Genomic DNA, 17,935 nt, shown 5'->3' on the forward strand with positions numbered 1-17,935 from the left:
TTATAAAGGCATCTTGATGTTGCAGCAATTCATCGACAATCTTGTCTTTATCGTCCAGCACCTGAGGGTGCAGGATGCTATTGACATGCTTTTGGTGTGGATGGTGGTTTATCGTATCCTGGTCCTGATCAAACGGACGGGTACCATCCAGATGCTTTCGGGTCTGGGGGTTTTGGCCATCGGCTATATCCTCAGTATTTGGCTGGAACTTTTCACCTTCAACTGGATTCTGGAAAAGTTCTTCTCTAATTTGTTTGTGATCGTGGTGGTTCTGTTCCAGGGCGAGATTCGTCGTGCCCTGGCTCATATCGGCAGTAATCCGTTCTTCAGTGATGCTTCCACGATTCAGGAAACGCAAGTGATCGAAGAAATTGCCAAAGGCATCATTCTGACGGCGCAAAAAGGTTTCGGAGCGCTGGTGGTGGTCGAACGTGAGATCGTGATCGATTACCATATTGAATTCGGAACTGAAATGGAATCCAAAGTCTCGGCCGAGTTGTTGGCCTCCATCTTCCATCCGGAAAGTCCGATGCATGATGGGGCAGTGTTAATTCGTAATGGTAAAATTCATTCCGCCGGTTGTTTCCTTCCGCTCAGTAAAAATCCGGCTTTGGATAAAAATCTGGGAACTCGGCACCGTGCCGCTATCGGTTTGACCGAGGAAACGGATGCTCTGGTCTTTGTTGTTTCTGAAGAAAATAAATCCATCGGTATTGTTCAAGGGGGCCATTTAAGTCCCAACGTCGAACTCGGTGATATCCGTAAGGCCCTGTATGAAACCTTCGGTCTTAAGTACAAAGCTTTCTCTCAGCAAGGGGAGGTTTCATGAGACGCCGCTGGTCGAATATGATCACTGAAAATTTCAGTTATAAAGTCGTCGCGCTCTTCATTTCCCTGATTTTGTGGCTGACTATTTTGGGGCGCCGGGATTTTGTTTTAAGTAAAAATATTGATGTGGATCTGGTGACCGCGCCGGGCACTCATGTAGTGGCTCAGACGACGGATCATATCAAGGTGAAGGTTTCTGGACCGAGATCTTCGTTAAAGAAATTTTTGGAAAGCTCTCTTTCGCAAAATATCACTCTGGATATTTCCCAGCGTGGCGAAGGGGTGGTGAATGTGGATATTCCGCTAAGTAAGATCGAAGTTCCTCTGGGGGTTCGCATCTTGGGAGTCCGACCCAATCAAATTCAAGCTGAAGTATTGTCTATAAAGGAAAAGCCTCGTGACGAACAAAAAGGCCAATAAAGTGGAAAAAAAATCAAGATTGTTTGGAACAGACGGTATTCGTGGCACTGCAAATCAGTGGCCCATGACGCCGGATATGGTTGTAAAGATCGGTCAGGCGATCGGCTATCTGCTGCGCAAGGAAGTGGAGCACACTCCCGGCGCCGTTCGTAAAGTTGTTATCGGAAAAGACACGCGCCTGTCCGGTTACATGATTGAACAAGCCTTGGCTTCTGGGTTGAATTCCATGGGTATTTTCGTTCAGTTGGTGGGACCTCTGCCAACACCGGGGATTGGGTATCTGACTCGCACCATGCGTGCGGCGGCAGGTATTGTGATTTCGGCTTCTCACAATCCGTTCCACGACAATGGGATTAAGGTGTTTGGTTCTGACGGCTTTAAAATCTCTGAAGACATGGAGCGCGAGATCGAACGTCTGGTGTTGGAAGAGGATCTGACGCCGCATCTGCCTCCAAGCAAAGAGATCGGTCGTACACGTCGTATCGAAGACTCTCAGGGACGCTATATTGTTTATGTGAAGGGCACTTTCCCTCTGGAGTACACTCTGGATGGGATGCGTATTGTTCTGGATACGGCTAACGGAGCTTCTTATAAAGTGGCTCCCTCCGTGTTCCAGGAATTGGGAGCTGAAGTGATTCAGCTAGGTGATGATCCTAATGGCGTGAATATCAACGACAAGGTCGGTGCCTTGTACCCGCAAAAGTTGGCGGAAGCTGTTTTGCAGTACCGTGCGGATGTTGGTATCAGCCTTGATGGTGACGCGGATCGCGTGATCATGGTGGATGAAAAGGGTGAGATCGTTAACGGAGACCGTATTTTGGCAATCTGTGCGCTTCATATGAAAGAGCGCGGGCTTCTTAAGGGGGACACTCTGGTGGCGACACAAATGTCCAACTTCGGTCTTGAGAAGCGTATGAATGAGGCCGGTATCAAGCTTGTGAAAACAGGCGTGGGTGACAAGTACGTTGTCGAAGAGATGCGCAAGAACGGTTACAACCTGGGAGGCGAGCAATCCGGGCACATTATTTTCCTGGATCATACGACCACAGGGGATGGCTGTATCGCGGCTTTGAGTGTGCTGGCAGTGATGAAGCAAACAGGGAAAAAGATGAGTGACTTGAATCACGTCTTTGAAGATGTGCCGCAAATACTGATCAATTGCCGCGTAAAACGCCGTGCGGAGCTGAATGAACTTGCCGGATACAATGACATGATTCACGCCATTGAAAAGAAGCTGGCGGGGACAGGTCGTGTGTTTGTGCGATTCTCCGGGACAGAGCCGGTGATTCGCGTTCTGGTTGAAGGCTCTGACAAAACCCAGATCACTCAATTTGCAGAAGAAATTGCCTCGTTCCTGGAAAAAGAACTGTCTTAAGTAAAAAGGAGGGTGATCCCGCCGGATCATCCTGGAAAAATATGAAAAATAAAATTCGTCTTGGTGTGAATGTAGATCACGTGGCAACGCTTCGTCAGGTGCGTGGTGGAACAACAGCTTATCCAAACCTGTTGGATATGGTTAAGAAGTCCGTGAAGGGCGGTGCAGAGCAGATCACCATTCATCTGCGCGAAGACCGTCGCCATATCCAGTTAGAGGATTTAAAGCTCCTGTCAAAGCAGTGTCCGGTGCCATTGAATCTGGAAATGGCAGCGACTTCCCAGATGGTCTCCTTTGCCAAAAAGTATCGTCCGGACTGGGTGTGCTTTGTTCCTGAAAAACGGGCGGAACTGACCACGGAAGGTGGTCTGGATGTGAAAAGAGGCCTTAAAAAAATGCTTCCGATGGTTGAAAAGCTTCAGCGCATTGGGATTGAAATTTCCATGTTTATTGAGCCTTCCATCGAGCAGGTTGAGGCTTCCTATGAGGCTGGTGCGGATGCTGTTGAGTTCCACACGGGTAAATGGGTGGCACTCAAAGGAGCCAAAAAGAACGCGGAATGGAAGCGTTTGTGCGAGGCGGCCGAGTGGGCTCATTATCTGGGGATGAATGTTCATGCGGGGCATGGTTTGGATTACGAACACTCCAAGCTTATCAATAAGTTGCCGCATCTTCAGGAAGTAAATATTGGACATTCTTTGGTGTGTTATGCGTTGGAGTATGGCATGGAAGAATCTGTTCGTAAGATGAGGAAAATCTTAAAGTAACATGTCCACTATTTTGAATTCCCAAAGAATTGTGAAGAATCTGGAGGAACTTAAAGCCTTTTGGCAAGAGTTCCTGCCTCATTTAAATGATCGCTGCATTTTGCTGATGAGTGGTGATGTGGGGGCTGGCAAAACCACCTCCGTGCAGATGATGGCTTCTGCTTTGGGAATGCGAGATGTTCAGTCACCGTCCTTTGCCATTCATCTGCGCTATGAGAATGCCGAGGGCAAAGCCATGGATCATCTGGATCTTTATCGACTGAAAGACGATGATGATCTGGAAAGTTCGGGTTTTTGGGATTTATTTGCGCAAAAGAATTCACTCATTGTCATTGAGTGGGCCAATCGACTGGACTTCGATTATTTGCCTTTGAACTGGCAAAGAGTCGAAGTCGTCTTCGAAAAACTATCTGACACCGAAAGAAAAATCACCACTCGCCTGGTTTAGTTGTAACCGTTCTGGTAGGCCATTTCGTAGTTAGGGAAGAAGACTCTTTTCCAGACGGGGACTTTGTTGATGTCTTCGGGGGGCAGGATCTTTTTCAGTTCCAAATCACCCACGGGGTTTCTGCCAACTTGTTTTTGCACCTTCATGCGGAACTGGTAGGGCTCTTGCGTCTGGCGATAGTCGTTTGAGAAAACGCCGCGGCGGTTGTCATAGGCCTCTTTAGCGGCGCGGCTGTAATCGCTGACGATGCGCTTTTCAAAGGGGTAAATAAAATAAATCATACCCCAGCCGTTTTTTAGCATTTCCATATTCAGATCTTGATTGCCAACAAGAAGTCGCCCCAGGATCCGGCCGTGCTTATCGACCTGGCTGTCGTCGCTTAAAGTGATGATGCCGTCAGCAGGAATCAAAGACCTCAGAAAGTCCCGGGCGGCCAAAGCCACTTCGCCTTGAGTCTCTTTCATGAAATCAACTTCCGGAGTATCCACACCCATCAGGCGAACCTTGTAGCGCAGGGTTGGGTCCTCTGCGCCCACAGCCGTCAGAGTGTCTCCGTCATGCACGCTGATCACTTTAATGCGTGTGCCTTGGGCAAAAAGAAGGGAAGGAAACAGAAGGACTATGAAAACATAGGACAGGTATTTCATGACCCAAGGAAGTAACCGGTTTTTCAGAGGATTTCAAGGCGGGGGCTGAGAGAGCGTATTAATTTCCCGCCGTACTGGATTTAAAAGCGTTTATCGTGTTCCGGCGGTGGTTTTATTGGTGCCTGCTGAGGCGGGATGAAATTTATTACCGATGCCATGGGATTTCAGATTGTTCACAACCTCTTTGCATTGGGAACGATTTCCACGATGACGCCAGGAAAGCTGGGCATCACCTTTGCCGCCGGGCTGGGCATCAATATGAAGCTCGATGCGACGGCGCAGATTGCGATTAAAGGACTTTTCGGGAGGAGAGCAGGATTCCGGAGTCATCAGGAAGATGACCTTGGCAATGCGTCCGCGAGAGGCATCCTGAACGCTTTCAATTTCAAGGGGACAGGTCACCGTTTCGGTCGAAGACTGAATTTTCAGACTGGCATGATCCAGATCCTGAATGTCAATGCCGGCGGAAAGCTTTTGCCCTTGCAGCCACTTGTCCTGAAGCTCGCAGGAGTACATCAGTTTTTTGGATTGAGCCTGGGCTCCTGAAACTCCCACAAGGGCCAGGCTGATCATGAGGATAAGACGAATCATTTCTGGCCTCCTTGAGGTCGGCAATAGCGCATGGCATGGCTTGAACAGTGCAGATTTCCGTTGAGTGTGTGGGCAAAATGCGTGTCGATGTAGTCAGTTTTCAGACCCAGATCTTTTATGGACTTATCAATTTCCGCTTTAAAAGCGGGATTGACGGGCTCTGGCAAAATGAAAGTACTTTCCACGATCTCGCCATTGGTGGGATTCGGGAAAACCGAGTCCGCAGTCCCTATGGCATAGGTGGGTTTCTCCGAGTCGTAGTTCATGTCACCCAGGAACAGGTCCGGCAATTCCACCGTCTTGGGATTGCATTGGGGATAGGATTTTTTTACTTTTGCCAGCAGTTCCTTTTTGAATTTTTGAGTCGCCTCTTCCACAGATTCGTTAAATTCTTTCATCTCGTAGTCGTCTTCAAACATGTCCGCCAATTCTTTGTTCGTCATGTTGTAACAGTCTTTCAGGATGGAAGAATCGCTCTGAGACTTCAGAATTCCGGCTTGGCGAAGCAGAGCGCGCTGCCGGTTCAGGCGATCAATTCGCTCTTGCCGTCGGTCGCGACCGCGATCCAGCGGCGGATCTGAAATGCCATCCTCGTCTATCTGCTCCAGATACTCGTCCATGCGCAAAGATTCCGGGTCTTTCAGGGACGCCACGATGTTTCCAGCGGAGACAGGGGGGAGGATGATGTTAAACAGGAACTGGGAAACTCCGCGAACACGTTTTTCTTTGCCGTTGCCGGGTCTGTTGCCACGACTTTTCATTTCTTTGATGTAAGAAAACTCACTGCAGATGCGGTTGTAAGGCGCTTGTCTCAGGCGCACCATGATTTCATCCGGGCTTAGATGTGAAAAATCAAAGGCGCGTCCCTGAGGATTTTTCTTCAAAATCTCAAGAGCTTTTTTCGGACTGGCAAAGGCCAGACTGAAATCACAAGGCGCCTTCTGGGTGGGATCTTTGAGTGTTTTAAAGAACTCATCGGTGTGGCCGACATTGAGGAAATCAGAAGGTGTTTTTACAGCAGTCGCCGGATTTTCGCAGGTGACTTTTGCGTACTTGTCCCACTCATCACCTTCAAAGTGGTCGGATCCCACAAGGCACAGGCCGTTGACGGCTTCAATATTGCCGCCGCTGTGTCCTGATTTGTATTGGTCGTTGCTCAGTTGTTTGCCAGCGTTGATGGAGCAATCCGCGCTGGATTGTTTGACCAGATCCTTAAAGGCATTGCCGTGGCGGCCATATCCCTGTACTTCGCGCAGCACAGGCTTGCCGGTGTTGCTGTCGAAGAAGCTTTCAAAGTAGTCCTGTTGCCAGTTCCAGCGGTGGCGGGTTTGCACCCGGCTTAAGCCAGCAATCCAACGTTGGGCTGTGGCTTCGTCGGGGGCCTGCTTTTTTATTTCGCGCACCACCTCATGCCAGGTTTGATCTGTGACGTGCAGAAAGAACTGCGGAGATTTGGAGGGCTGGGCTTTTAAAACCTTGGTGACGTATTCTTTCACATAGCGGGAACCGCCAGCGTCGTCAGAAACCGTGGCGGCCATGATGGGATAATTTTCCGATAACAACTTGCTGCCAGTGGTTGGGCAGGCTGGAACATCGGGGCTCATGGGATTGTGTTGGCTGCAGGAGTTGGAGTTTGCAAGTGTGACGTTCAAGAGAAGATGCAAAAGAAGCATCATAAATTATGCCGCCTGAAGACCCTTGGTGAAGTCGGTTGAAAGTTTTTCCGCTAAATTCAGAGAGACCTTGTTGTAGGCTGATTTTTCCGCAAATCCCATCAGCATGCCCACCAGTTTTTCATTGATAATGATCGGTGTGATGGTGACATGATCGGGGATACGGCCCTGATTCCAGCCTTCAAAGAACTTTTCGTTGGTTTCATTCAGGGAGATGTATCCGTGGTAAGGCTTTTGCGTGGAAGCCACAATGCTGAAGATGCTGGGCACCTGCAGCGGGAAGCGCATGGAAGTGTCTTTCATGCCTTTGAAGTTTTCATCCCAGGCAAAGGCAATCATCTGCGTTTCTTGCTCATCCAAAGTCAGAATCATGGATTTTTCAAAATGAGCCTTCATCTCGCTTAAGACCAGTTTGACTTTTTCATTCAAAGCCGCGGCATTTTTCTTTTTGATTTTATCCAGCGCAAAGTGACCTGTGGCCACGGGATTGATCGTGGGTTTAGCCACTCCCGCCGGACGAGGTGTGATGGCAACAGGGCGATTACTGAAGCTGTCCTCAAATGGAGGAGGCAGTTCGGATTTTGGCGGCGGCGGAGGTGTTGCTTTTTTAGGAGCAGAGCTTTCCGGTGCTTGCGCGACAACGGGCGGCGACACCACAGCCGGAACCTCCTCAACGACAGGAGTCGTGGAGGCCGCTGGCAAAGGCATGATTGTTGTTTTTTGCTCGGTTTCGGGGATTTCCGGTGTCAATTCGATTTTGGCAGAAGTTGAAGCCTCCGCTGCAGGTGTCCCTGCCGGGGCTGGGCTGAGGGCCTCCAGACGAATCACGGTCGGGCCATCGAAAAGACCGTCAAGTTTTTCTTCCGGAGCACCTTCGACAGAAAGTTCATCAGAGGACAAAGGTTCAAAATTCGGAGAAGATCCTTCAGAGGCCACGCCCAGATCATCAAACGAGAAACTGTCAGAGCTTTGTTTTTTCGGTGTGCTTAAGGAAAGATCAATGCCTTCCGGGGCTGCGTCGGCAGCAGGGGTCGCTTGTCTTTCCGGATGCAGTTGTGTCCAGACCTGTTCCAGATTTTCATAAGTTGCCAGCACCAGGATGCTGGACGGGAAAGAAGGAAAATCCTGCGGCGGCTGAAGACATGCTACGATGAGGGATCCATCCCACTCCGCCACAGGCAGACACTCCGCAGACCACGGATAATGGGTCGCCCACTTCGCGAACATTTCCTGGGACACGGGAGTTTCTGTAAAAAATCGTGACTGAAGCAAAGGAAGTCTATGGTGAGTCATGGCCCATTGAAGATAGGCTTCAGAGCTGAGGCGCTGCTCCTTAATGGCAAAGGCCAGAAGGCTTAAGTGCGTTCCGCTTTGTTCAAAGGCTTCGGTAAGTCCTTGAAGTTGCTCTTTAAAATGTTCAAACCATAGGTGATGACTCATCACTGTGTTTATCGGAATTCTTTACGAAAACCTGAGTAAAAACTGAGGTCTAGTCCAGTTGACCCCCGGGGAAGGGGGGTTTGGGGTGTAGAATTTTCCTGAAGTGTTAACGCGCTGGACACCCGGAATTGGCAAATTATCTTAGAAGTTTTCAATACTTAAGAACTATGATAGGTTCCGTGCGCTTATGATATCAACCAAAGTCCTTCACTATTTCGATCACAATGCCACGACTCCCGTGTGTGCAGAAGTTCTGGCTGCGTTGCCGGAGCTTGCGCAGGCCTGGGGAAATCCAAGCTCCATTCACTGGAGCGGTCGTCAGCCGAAAAACATTCTGCGTGATGCCCGTAAAGCCATGGCCGATGCGGTGGGCGCTCACCCTCTGGAGATCATCTTTACCTCCGGTGGCAGTGAAGCCAACAACACCGTTTTAAAAGGTCTGTTTGATTACTACCAAACAGCCCAGTTCCTGACGCCTGAGCAGCGCCGCCGCACTCACTACATGTGCTCCGCAGTGGAACATCCCAGTGTGATGAAGACCATGGAGCATCTCAAAGCTCTTGGTGCGCGGGTGGATTTTATTCCCGTGAATCGTCAGGGACAAATTGATTTGAAATTCTATGAAGAACACCTCAGCGAAGAAACCGCATTGGTGTCGGTCATGTTTGCCAACAACGAAACGGGCACGTTGTTCCCGATTAAGCAGATGGCCGAGATGGCCCATAAAAAAGGCGCTCTCTTCCACACGGATGCGGTGCAGGCTTTCGGCAAAGTACCGGTGAATCTGCATGAGCTGAATGTGGATTTTGCCTCTTTCTCGGGTCATAAATTTTATTCCGTAAAAGGCACAGGGGTTCTGTATTCCAAAAAAGGCTCTAACGTGAGTTCTCTGATTCACGGTGGCGGTCAGGAAAGACATCGTCGTGGCGGTACAGAAAACACTCTGGGGATTGGATGCCTGGGTGTTGTTGCCAAACGCGTTTCCCTGATTGAGGAAAAAGCTCGCGCCATCGCAGCCCTGCGCGATCATATGGAGACTCGTATTCTGGCTGAGATCTCTGATGTGACAATCACCGCCGTGGAAAGTCCACGTCTGCCGAACACCAGCTCCCTGATTTTGAAAGGGGCTGATGGCGAAACGATGCTGATGTCTTTGGATATCAAAGGCTTTGCCGTATCCACAGGGGCGGCTTGTTCATCTGGAAACCCTGAACCCAGCCCGGTTTTGTTGGCCATGGGGCTGAGTCGTGGTGAAGCGCAGAACAGTTTGCGTGTCAGCCTAGGCTGGGAAAGCACTTTGAGCGAAGTGGATTTATTTGTAGATACATTGAAAACAGTGGTGGATCGCTTGCGATCACTGAACGACGACGAAGGAGATTCTTGTCATGTCTAAAGGGAGAGTCCTTGTTGCTATGAGCGGAGGCGTGGACAGTTCCGCCGCGGCTGCGCTCTTGGTCGAACAGGGGTATGAGGTTATTGGGGCAACAATGCAAGTCTGGGACTATTCCACTTGCGATATCGAAGAAGGCAATGGCACGTGCTGCTCCAGTATTGATGTGGACGACGCCCGCTCTGTGGCAGACCGCCTGGGGATTCCGTTTTATGTGATCAACTGCGAAGCGAAATTCCGCGCCGCTGTGATTGATCCTTTCCTGAAAGCCTATCTGGAAGGTCAGACACCGCTTCCGTGTGTGAACTGCAACACCTATTTGAAATTCGACCATCTTGTTAAAAAGATGAAAGAGCTGGAGTGCGATTACATCGCCACAGGTCACTACGCCAAGATTGTGACTGATGAAAATGGGAAGTCCTCCATTCACACTTCGACGGATGACTGGAAAGATCAGACCTACTTCCTGTTCACGATTGATCCGGAGCTGGTGCCAAAGCTGTTGTTCCCTGTTGGGGATATGAAGAAACCGGAAGTGCGTGCTTACTCTGAAAGCCGTGGTCTGGTGACGGCACGTAAAAAAGATTCTCAGGGGATCTGCTTTGTGGGTGGACAAGGCTATCAGAACTTTATCAAAGGTCAGGTGAAACCGGAAATTCTGGCTTCCAAAAAAGGCCTTTTGAAGCGTTACCCGACGGGTGAGGTGATGGCGCCTCACAACGGAATTCATAACTTTACCTACGGTCAAAGCAAAGGCTTGGGCATGGATCACCATGAAAAGCTTTTTGTTATTAAAATTGATGCCACAGACAACACGGTCTGGGTGGGCGATGAAAAATATCTTTTCGCCGACGAAGTGGATGTTGTGGATCCGAAGCTTCTGGATGAAATTCAGGATGGCGAAGTCATGAATGTGAAAATCCGCTATCAGCACAAAGGGTCTGAAGCGAAAATTCATAAGACCGCCACGGGCTTTAAATTAAAATTCTCTGAACCACAAAGAGCGGTGACTCCCGGCCAGGCGGCGGTGTTTTATCGTGACAAGCAGTTGGTGGGGGGCGGATGGATCACTCTATGAAGTATCAGGTCCACACCTTCGGCTGTAAGGTGAATACATATGATGCGGGTCTGATTCAGAAGAATCTGAATGCCAGTGGTTTTGCCCCGGTGGTGTCCGGTGAAAAAAACGCCCGCATTCATGTTTTGAATACTTGCGCTGTGACAGCGGAAGCCACGAAAGAGGCGGTCCGCTATATCCGTCGTTTGAAGGTAAAAGATCCATTTTGCACAGTGGTGGTCACGGGATGTGCGGCCCAGGTCGACACCGGGTCTTTCTCCAGCTTGCCGGGGGCGGATCTGATTGTGGCGAACTCTCACAAAGGGTCTTTGCCGGATCTTCTGAGTAAACATTTCCGTGGGGAGCTGACAGAGAAGGTGTTTAAATCCAACATCTTCAAAAAAGAGGACCTGGAAGCCGGCGGTGGTATTGAAAAAGAACACACGCGCACGTTCCTGAAGATTCAGGACGGCTGCAACAGTTTCTGCACTTATTGTATAATTCCGTATGCTCGTGGCAAGAGCCGCTCGATCCCGGTGGCGGATCTGGTGAATCGTATTAATGATCTCTATGCGCAGGGTTCCCGCGAGGTCGTTTTGACCGGTGTTCACATTGGTGATTACGAAGACAAGGTCGGTGACAAGACCTACGTGATGGAAGACCTGATCGAAAATCTTCTGGCAAAGACCAAGGTGCCTCGGTTCCGTTTGGCAAGTCTTGAGCCGGTGGAGGTTTCCGAGCGTCTTTTGGATCTGTATCAGGATTCCCGATTGTGTCCGCACTTCCATATGAGCATTCAAAGTGCCAATACGGATGTTTTGTTCCATATGAAGCGCAAGTACACCCAAGCCGACGTGCAAAAATCTCTGCGCGCGATTGCAGACCGTGTTCCCGGCAGTTTTGTCGGGATGGACGTGATCACCGGGTTCCCGACTGAAACAGATGAGCAGTTTCAAGACACTTATGACTGCCTGAAGGATCTGCCATGGACCAAGCTGCATGTTTTCCCTTACAGTGAACGTCAGGGCACGCGGGCTGCGGCGATGGATGTGTCAGTGTATCCGCATGTTCGTGCCGAGCGGGCTGCGCGTCTGCGTGACTTGAGTATTGCTCGTTATTCCGAGCAGGCTCAGCTTCAGGTGGGCACAACCAAAAAAGTTCTGGTTCTGAAGAATGCTGCCAAAGGCGGCCAGGGTCTGAGCCATGACTATTGGCCGGTGGATATCACGGGAGCCGAGAGTTTCCTGGATCACTGGGCGGGACAGGAAATTGAGGTTAAGATCACAGGGTATGATCATTCCAACAAACAACACATGGAAGGTCACCTGGTGGGCGAGGTTCTGACATGAACGATCAATTCCGAAAGTCTTTGGAAGAGCGTCTGGGATATCAGTTTCAGAACCAGGCACTGCTCGAGCGCGCCCTGACGCACAAAAGTTTTGCCAATGAACTGCGTAACTGTGTTGAGCACAATGAAAAACTCGAGTTTTTGGGTGACGCGGTTTTGGATCTGGTTGTGGGTGAATTTCTTTATGAAAAGTTCCCGACAGACACCGAAGGGGGGCTGTCGAAGAAAAGAGCCAGCATCGTCAATGAAGAAGTTCTTTCTGAATTGGCGTTGGAGCTGGGACTCAACAAGCTGATGCAGCTTGGAAAAGGTGAAGCGCAGACGGGTGGTGCTCAAAAGCCCCGTCTGATTGCTTCCTCCTTTGAAGCCATTGTCGGGGCGTTGTACCTGGACGGTGGTTTCACGGTGGCGCGCACTTTCATCCGCCAGGAGTTTGTTCCGTTGGCGGATCGGGTGTGTCGACATGAGGACTTCGAGCGGGATTACAAAACCCGCTTGCAGGAACTGGTGCAGAAGTCCTCGAAAGAAACACCAAGGTATGAGGTCTTGGCAGAGGAAGGACCTCCGCATGACCGCGAGTTCCTGGTGTGTGTGAAAGTAAAAGAAGATGTCTGGGCTCAAGGGCGGGGTCGCAGTAAGAAAAATGCCGAACAAATGGCAGCAAAGAACGCTCTTGAGATGAAATACAAGGAGACGAATTAGAATGAGTTACAAAGCCGGATTTTTAGGTCTGATTGGACAACCGAACGCAGGGAAGAGCACGCTGATGAACTTCCTGGTGGACGAGAAAGTTTCCATCGTCTCTGCAAAACCCCAAACAACACGCCGTCGTATTCTGGGTATCTGGAGTACTGATAAAGGTCAGATCATCTTCGTCGATGCGCCGGGATTGATCCGTGCGGACGAGGGACTCAATGGCTTCCTGGCTCAGGAAGCCAAAGACGTTATTGGAAGCTCTGATGCCTTGTTGGCGGTTTTATCTGTGGACGAAGAGCGCCCCGAGGACGCAGAAAAAGTAATCGAAATGGTTTCCAAAAGCGGCAAGCCCTGGGTGGCGGTTATCACAAAAACGGATATTGAGGAAAAAGCTCACCGCGTGATGATCCTTCGCAAGATGGTCGAGGATGCCGGAGGTAAAGCCTTCTCTGTGTCTGTGAAAGATTCCAAGGATGATCAGGAAGAGCGTGAAGCACTTCTGATTGAGTTCTTGGAGTTGTTGCCGGAATCTCCGGCGCCTCTTTATGACACTGAACTTTACACCAATGAAAATGTGCGTGAAATGGCGTCAGAAATCATCCGTGAAAGATGTTTCGATGCTCTTCACCATGAGGTTCCTTACTCGATCGCAGTTCGTATTGTGAAATTCGAGGAAGATGCCAAGCCAGTGCCGAAGATCTTTGCAGAAATTGTGGTGGGTAAAGAAAGCCACAAGGCAATGGTGATCGGCAAGGGCGCTGCCATGATCAAACAAATTGGTATGGAAGCACGCAAAGAAATTGAAAAACTGATGGGAGAGAAAATCTTCCTGGACCTGAATGTGGCGAGTAAGCCTGAATGGTTCTCCAATAAACGCATGATGAAGGAGCTGGGCTATGTCGTTGAATCAAAGGACTGAGTTTGCACCCAAAGTGGCGATCATCGGTCGCCCGAACGTGGGTAAATCCACACTGTTTAACATTATCACTGACACGCGCAAAGCCGTGGTGAAGAATCAGGCGGGTGTGACCCGCGATATCATCATTGAGCCGGTGGATATCTGGGGCAAGCAGTTTGACCTGATCGATACGGGCGGTATCACCGAAGCTGGTGATATTTTCTCTAAACTGATCAAAGAACAAGTGACCGAATTCCTGCATTCTGTGGATCTGATTGTGGCTGTGATGGATGGTCGTGCGGGCCTGGTGCCGGAGGATCGTGACATCATCCGTGTGGCCAAGCAGACCGGGAAGCCCTTCTTGTTGGTGATCAATAAGGTGGATCGCGATGCCGAAGCGGATATGGCCAAAGCGGACTTCTATGAGTTTGGCGTGGATATCATTTCTGCATCTTTCGAGCAGCGTCGCGGTGTCGCAGATGTTCTGGAGTGGATCACCAAGCAGATCCCTGAAAATCCGGGGACGGTGAAAGAGGGCATCAATATCGCCATCGTAGGTAAGCCCAACGTGGGTAAGAGCTCTTTGTGCAACGCGATCCTGGGTGTGAATCGCATGATCGTGTCCGATGTTGCGGGTACAACAATTGATTCTGTGGACTCTCCGTTCATCTATAACGGCAAAAAGTACACTTTGGTGGATACGGCCGGTTTACGCCGATCTGCCAAGCGTGAAGAGGATCTGGAGATCATTTCTGCCTTTAAATCCCAGGAAGCCATTCGCCGAGCGGATTTGATCCTGCTGGTTGTCGATGGAACAATCGGACCGACGGATCAGGATGCACGCATCATGCAGTCTATTCTGGAGGATCATAAAGGTGTGATCCTGGTGGCAAATAAGTCTGACTTGGGTGGTAAAGAGATTCCGGAGTATCGCAAGACCTTCCGCGAACAAGTCGAGCGCGTGTTCCACTTCTTTACCGATGTGAATGTTGTCTTCACCAGCGCCAAGACCCAGTATGGTCTGGAGGAAATGTTCGAGATGATCGAGCGTGTGGCTGATCAGATGACCATGCGTATTCCAACGGCTGAGCTGAATGACTTCTTCTTTGAAACGATTCGTAAGGCGCCGGCTCCGGTTTGGGGCACGACGAACGTGAAGTTCTATTATCTGACTCAGACGTATCAAAGACCACCGGCCTTTATTGCCTTTGCCAATCATCCCGACGGGGTGACGAATTCTTATCGTCGCTTCTTGATTAAAAACATCAAGGAACGCTGGGACCTGCATGGAATGCCGATTCGTATCTTCTGTATGAAATCACGCCGTGGCGGCAGTGGTGGCGGGGAATAATGGCCAGTAAACGCGGCTCCTGGAAAACACGCTATGGATTTTACCTTCTGGCCGTGGGCTCTGCCTGCGGTCTGGGGAATCTTTGGCGTTTCCCTTACGTCGTGGGGGAAAATGGAGGCGGTGCTTTTATTTTGCTTTATGGTTTTATGGCCCTGGCAATCGGAGCTCCGCTTCTGATTGCCGAGCTGATGCTGGGAAAAGGCACACGTCGTTCTGTGATCGTGGCGACCCAGCAGATGGGACAGAAATCCGGCGTGCGCTCTTTGCGTTGGGTCGGGCGGCTGGCCGTGTTAGTCAGTATTGTCGTTCTGTCTTACTATTCCGTGATCAGCGGCTGGGTTTTGCATTTTCTAACTCAGTTTTTGATTTCATTGTTTTCCACTTCGGATCAGGTCGTCGATAAAACCAATCTGGCAGCCCTGATGTCCAATGGCTGGTTGCAGTTGATGCTGGCCAGTGCCCACATTCTGATTACGGTTGTGGTGGTCGTTAAAGGGGTCCAGCAGGGGCTGGAGCGATGGATCGGCTATACGATGCCCCTCTTTGTGGCTTTGGTTGTGATTCTGGTCATGCGGTCTTTTTCGCTGCCGTCGACTCCGGAAGTTTTGCGCTTCCTTTTTTATCCTGATTTTTCCAAGTTGACCTGGTCCTCTTTGAATCATGCCTTGGGACATGTGTTCTTCACCCTGTCTGTGGGCTTTGGGACCATGGTGACTTTCGGTTCTTATATGCGTGAGGAAGATCACGTTCCGACCGCGGGCTTTCGGGTGACGATCGTGGATACGATCATCTCCATGATTGCGGTGGTGATGATTTTCCCGGTGGCGTTCCAGGCGTCCAATGTTCCGCTGACAGATCCGGCTTTGATGTTTGAGGTTCTGCCGAAGTATCTTTTGGGCATTCCGGGGGGAGTCTTATTCGGACTGGCCTTCTTCGTGTGTCTGTATATGGCGGCCTTGAATGCCAGTATCGGCCTTTTGGAGGTTGTAGTTTCAAACTGGGTGGATGCGCAGAAGAAGATGGAGCGCGGTAAAGCGACCTGGTATTCCGGGGCGATCGCCTTGCTGTTGACGGTGCTTCCGGCTTTGTCGAGTTCAGTCTTTAAAGACGTCCGTGTGGGCGGGCGCTCGTTGATTGAAAATCTGGATTCACTGCTGATCAACTGGCTGTTGCCGGTGGTCGCCTTGGGGATCCTGATTGCTTTTAATAAGGGTATTTCAGACAAGGAAAAAGAGCTGGGCTTTGTCGATAAGGACAAGTTTGTCAGCTACTCCATGTATCCTCACTGGTTGTTCATTTTGCAGTGGGCGGGGCCAATTGTAATTGTACTGGGGTTGTTGCTTCAGGTTGTCGGCGTCTTTGCTTTGTGAATCCGGAACTAAAAAGGGACCTTGAAGGTCCCTTTTTTATTTTGTAGCGCGCTGGAATCTAGAAATTCATCCCCAGAATAACCAGGAAGTTATAGAAGTCCCCGGCCAGATTCTTTTCCAGTTTTTCGGTGCCATCGACATAGTTTTTATTTTCATCACTGAAGTTCACATAGTGATAAGTTCCTTGCAGACCCAGGTAGGCTTTTTTGCGCATCAAGGGGATCTCCAACCCCGCGCCGATATCAAAACCCATGGTGGAGTCTCGGCTGAATCCGTCAAGACCTGCGATGGTATAGGTGCGATAAAACTGACCCAGACCGCCCAGGATGTAGGGATTTAGATCGGCCAGACCCCGCGTCACATTCTGGGTGTTCATGTAGTACTTCAAGTCAAAATTAACCGCTGTGATGGAAACATTGCCTTCGTAAGGGTCGGTCTTTCCTAGGACCTTGAATTTCACGGCATGATCGCCAGTTTGGAAGCCCAGGGACATCGCCAGGCGAAGATCAAAGAAATAAGTCAGAAAGATACCGAAAGTCGGCGCCGCTGAATAGGCATCAGCGAAGTTGCCGGTAAAACCACGCATACCGCCAGCAAGACCGATAGTAAAGAATCGTCCGTTGCGGAAGAAGTTGATGTCCGCCTCTTCGTCAGACTCTTCTTCAAATTCACTGTAATCGGTAAACGGATCATAGGCTTCATCCACATCAACCTGAGAAAGCAAGTATGTTTTTTGATCAGACTGAGCCAGGGACTTTTGGGGCATGGCCACGGCCATGGAAAAAAGAATTGCAAGAAGGCTGTATGTACGTAATCGAGCTGTGGTTTTCACAAGTTCCCCCTCTTGATATTATCGAATCAAAACGGGGAAAACTTCAAAGTAAAGTATCAAAACGAAGTCCAGATATCGCAGTTTGTCTCAGGGTGAGACATCTATAAGGGCTCATTCAGCGCTTTTTCAACCGCCTTGGTGATACTTTCAGAGGAGGGCTTGGTGATGGAACTCCATCTTTCAATGACCTGTCCTTTGCGGTTGATCAGAAACTTTTCAAAGTTCCAGGCAACGTCCTTGAACAGAAGTCCCGGCTTCTGCGTGGTCAGGAACTGGTACACCGGCTGCTTGTCTTTGCCGGTGACGGGGGCTTTATCAAAGAAAGGGAAGGTCACGCCAAACTCTTTTTCAGCAAAGCTTTGCACTTCTTCGTTGGTGCCTTTTTCTTGTTTGAAGTCATTGGAGGGGAAGGCCAGAACAATAAAACCGCGGCTTGCGTATTTTTTGTACATTTCTTCCAGTTCTTTAAGCTGCGGTGTAAAGCCGCATTGAGATGCCGTGTTCACAACGAGAACGACTTTGCCTCGGTAAGTAGAAAAGTTGATCTTCTTCCCGCTTAAAGAATTAGCAGAAAGATCGAAGAAGTTTGTCGCAACGGCAGACTCGTTTGCCCAGGAAAGCTGAGAGCAGAAAATGAGGCCAAGGAGAGTTAAAAGACGCATGAGTTCCTCCTGATGAGCGTATTGTAGGTCCGCCATCGGGAAATCACAAGAAAAAGCCCCGGAGGCACTTTGGATGCAGTGCGCACCTTTGACTTTATCAATTCGTGATTTTCTAATCATTAAGAGCCTTTAGGATTCAATT

18 protein-coding genes are annotated in these 17,935 nt (G+C 49.8%); 12 read left to right on the top strand and 6 right to left on the bottom strand.

What is annotated here, in order from left to right:
• Positions 1-16 precede the first annotated feature (16 nt).
• Genes cdaA through tsaE form a run of 5 tightly spaced genes read left to right on the top strand, consistent with a single transcriptional unit; the run spans position 17 to position 3,838 of the window.
• The gene (gene cdaA / locus ACZ50P_RS08420) at positions 17-829 is read left to right on the top strand and encodes a diadenylate cyclase CdaA (protein ID WP_464121405.1); all 813 of its coding nucleotides are present in this window, start codon (positions 17-19) and stop codon (positions 827-829) included.
• Positions 826-1,248 (top strand): CdaR family protein, encoded by a 423-nt coding sequence (locus ACZ50P_RS08425; RefSeq protein ID WP_464135038.1) that lies wholly within the window; start codon positions 826-828, stop codon positions 1,246-1,248. Before cdaA ends, ACZ50P_RS08425 begins: the two co-directional genes overlap by 4 nt.
• A 1-nt stretch (position 1,249) precedes the next feature.
• Positions 1,250-2,623, top strand: coding sequence for a phosphoglucosamine mutase (gene glmM / locus ACZ50P_RS08430; protein ID WP_464121406.1), 1,374 nt, complete (start codon positions 1,250-1,252; stop codon positions 2,621-2,623).
• A 41-nt stretch (positions 2,624-2,664) separates the two neighbouring features.
• Positions 2,665-3,390 carry a pyridoxine 5'-phosphate synthase gene (locus ACZ50P_RS08435; RefSeq protein ID WP_464121129.1) on the top strand — a complete coding sequence of 242 codons (726 nt, stop codon included), beginning with the start codon at positions 2,665-2,667 and terminating at the stop codon, positions 3,388-3,390.
• 1 nt (position 3,391) lies between these two features.
• Positions 3,392-3,838 (top strand): tRNA (adenosine(37)-N6)-threonylcarbamoyltransferase complex ATPase subunit type 1 TsaE, encoded by a 447-nt coding sequence (gene tsaE, locus ACZ50P_RS08440; RefSeq protein ID WP_464135041.1) that lies wholly within the window; start codon positions 3,392-3,394, stop codon positions 3,836-3,838.
• Here the strand turns inward: tsaE and ACZ50P_RS08445 are convergent.
• From ACZ50P_RS08445 to ACZ50P_RS08460, 4 genes are all read right to left on the bottom strand, one after another.
• Positions 3,835-4,485: a thermonuclease family protein gene (locus ACZ50P_RS08445; RefSeq protein WP_464135043.1), complete on the bottom strand. Its 651-nt coding sequence runs from the start codon at positions 4,483-4,485 to the stop codon at positions 3,835-3,837. The genes tsaE and ACZ50P_RS08445 overlap by 4 nt on opposite strands.
• A 90-nt stretch (positions 4,486-4,575) precedes the next feature.
• The gene (locus tag ACZ50P_RS08450) at positions 4,576-5,076 is read right to left on the bottom strand and encodes a hypothetical protein (RefSeq protein WP_464135046.1); all 501 of its coding nucleotides are present in this window, start codon (positions 5,074-5,076) and stop codon (positions 4,576-4,578) included.
• Positions 5,073-6,752, bottom strand: coding sequence for a protein-arginine deiminase family protein (locus tag ACZ50P_RS08455; RefSeq protein WP_464135047.1), 1,680 nt, complete (start codon positions 6,750-6,752; stop codon positions 5,073-5,075). Before ACZ50P_RS08455 ends, ACZ50P_RS08450 begins: the two co-directional genes overlap by 4 nt.
• 3 nt (positions 6,753-6,755) lie before the next feature.
• A complete protein-coding gene (locus tag ACZ50P_RS08460) occupies positions 6,756-8,189 on the bottom strand; it encodes a hypothetical protein (protein WP_464135049.1) in 1,434 nt (477 codons plus the stop codon).
• Positions 8,190-8,376: 187 nt separating this feature from the next.
• On the opposite strand from ACZ50P_RS08460, the gene ACZ50P_RS08465 reads away from it, so the two are divergent.
• The 7 genes from ACZ50P_RS08465 to ACZ50P_RS08495 are packed head-to-tail and all read left to right on the top strand — an operon-like array spanning position 8,377 to position 16,299.
• Entirely contained in the window at positions 8,377-9,582 is a 1,206-nt protein-coding gene (locus tag ACZ50P_RS08465; protein WP_464135051.1) for a cysteine desulfurase family protein, read from the top strand.
• Positions 9,575-10,657, top strand: a complete 1,083-nt coding sequence (gene mnmA / locus ACZ50P_RS08470; protein WP_464121136.1) for a tRNA 2-thiouridine(34) synthase MnmA — start codon at positions 9,575-9,577, stop codon at positions 10,655-10,657. Before ACZ50P_RS08465 ends, mnmA begins: the two co-directional genes overlap by 8 nt.
• Positions 10,642-11,985 (top strand): tRNA (N(6)-L-threonylcarbamoyladenosine(37)-C(2))-methylthiotransferase MtaB, encoded by a 1,344-nt coding sequence (mtaB, locus tag ACZ50P_RS08475; protein ID WP_464135053.1) that lies wholly within the window; start codon positions 10,642-10,644, stop codon positions 11,983-11,985. The genes mnmA and mtaB overlap by 16 nt, the downstream gene beginning before the upstream one ends.
• Entirely contained in the window at positions 11,982-12,686 is a 705-nt protein-coding gene (rnc, locus tag ACZ50P_RS08480; protein ID WP_464135056.1) for a ribonuclease III, read from the top strand. Before mtaB ends, rnc begins: the two co-directional genes overlap by 4 nt.
• Before the next feature lies 1 nt (position 12,687).
• Entirely contained in the window at positions 12,688-13,599 is a 912-nt protein-coding gene (gene era, locus ACZ50P_RS08485; RefSeq protein ID WP_464135057.1) for a GTPase Era, read from the top strand.
• The gene (gene der, locus ACZ50P_RS08490; protein WP_464121140.1) at positions 13,577-14,929 is read left to right on the top strand and encodes a ribosome biogenesis GTPase Der; all 1,353 of its coding nucleotides are present in this window, start codon (positions 13,577-13,579) and stop codon (positions 14,927-14,929) included. The genes era and der overlap by 23 nt, the downstream gene beginning before the upstream one ends.
• Positions 14,929-16,299: a sodium-dependent transporter gene (locus ACZ50P_RS08495; protein WP_464121141.1), complete on the top strand. Its 1,371-nt coding sequence runs from the start codon at positions 14,929-14,931 to the stop codon at positions 16,297-16,299. Before der ends, ACZ50P_RS08495 begins: the two co-directional genes overlap by 1 nt.
• 58 nt (positions 16,300-16,357) lie before the next feature.
• On the opposite strand, the gene ACZ50P_RS08500 is transcribed toward ACZ50P_RS08495, so the two are convergent.
• Both ACZ50P_RS08500 and ACZ50P_RS08505 read right to left on the bottom strand, forming a co-directional pair.
• Positions 16,358-17,131: an outer membrane beta-barrel protein gene (locus ACZ50P_RS08500; RefSeq protein WP_464135060.1), complete on the bottom strand. Its 774-nt coding sequence runs from the start codon at positions 17,129-17,131 to the stop codon at positions 16,358-16,360.
• Between the two features lie 101 nt (positions 17,132-17,232).
• Positions 17,233-17,913, bottom strand: coding sequence for a glutathione peroxidase (locus ACZ50P_RS08505; RefSeq protein WP_464135062.1), 681 nt, complete (start codon positions 17,911-17,913; stop codon positions 17,233-17,235).
• Positions 17,914-17,935: the final 22 nt, after the last annotated feature.

This window comes from Bdellovibrio sp. CKG001, from assembly GCF_055397465.1.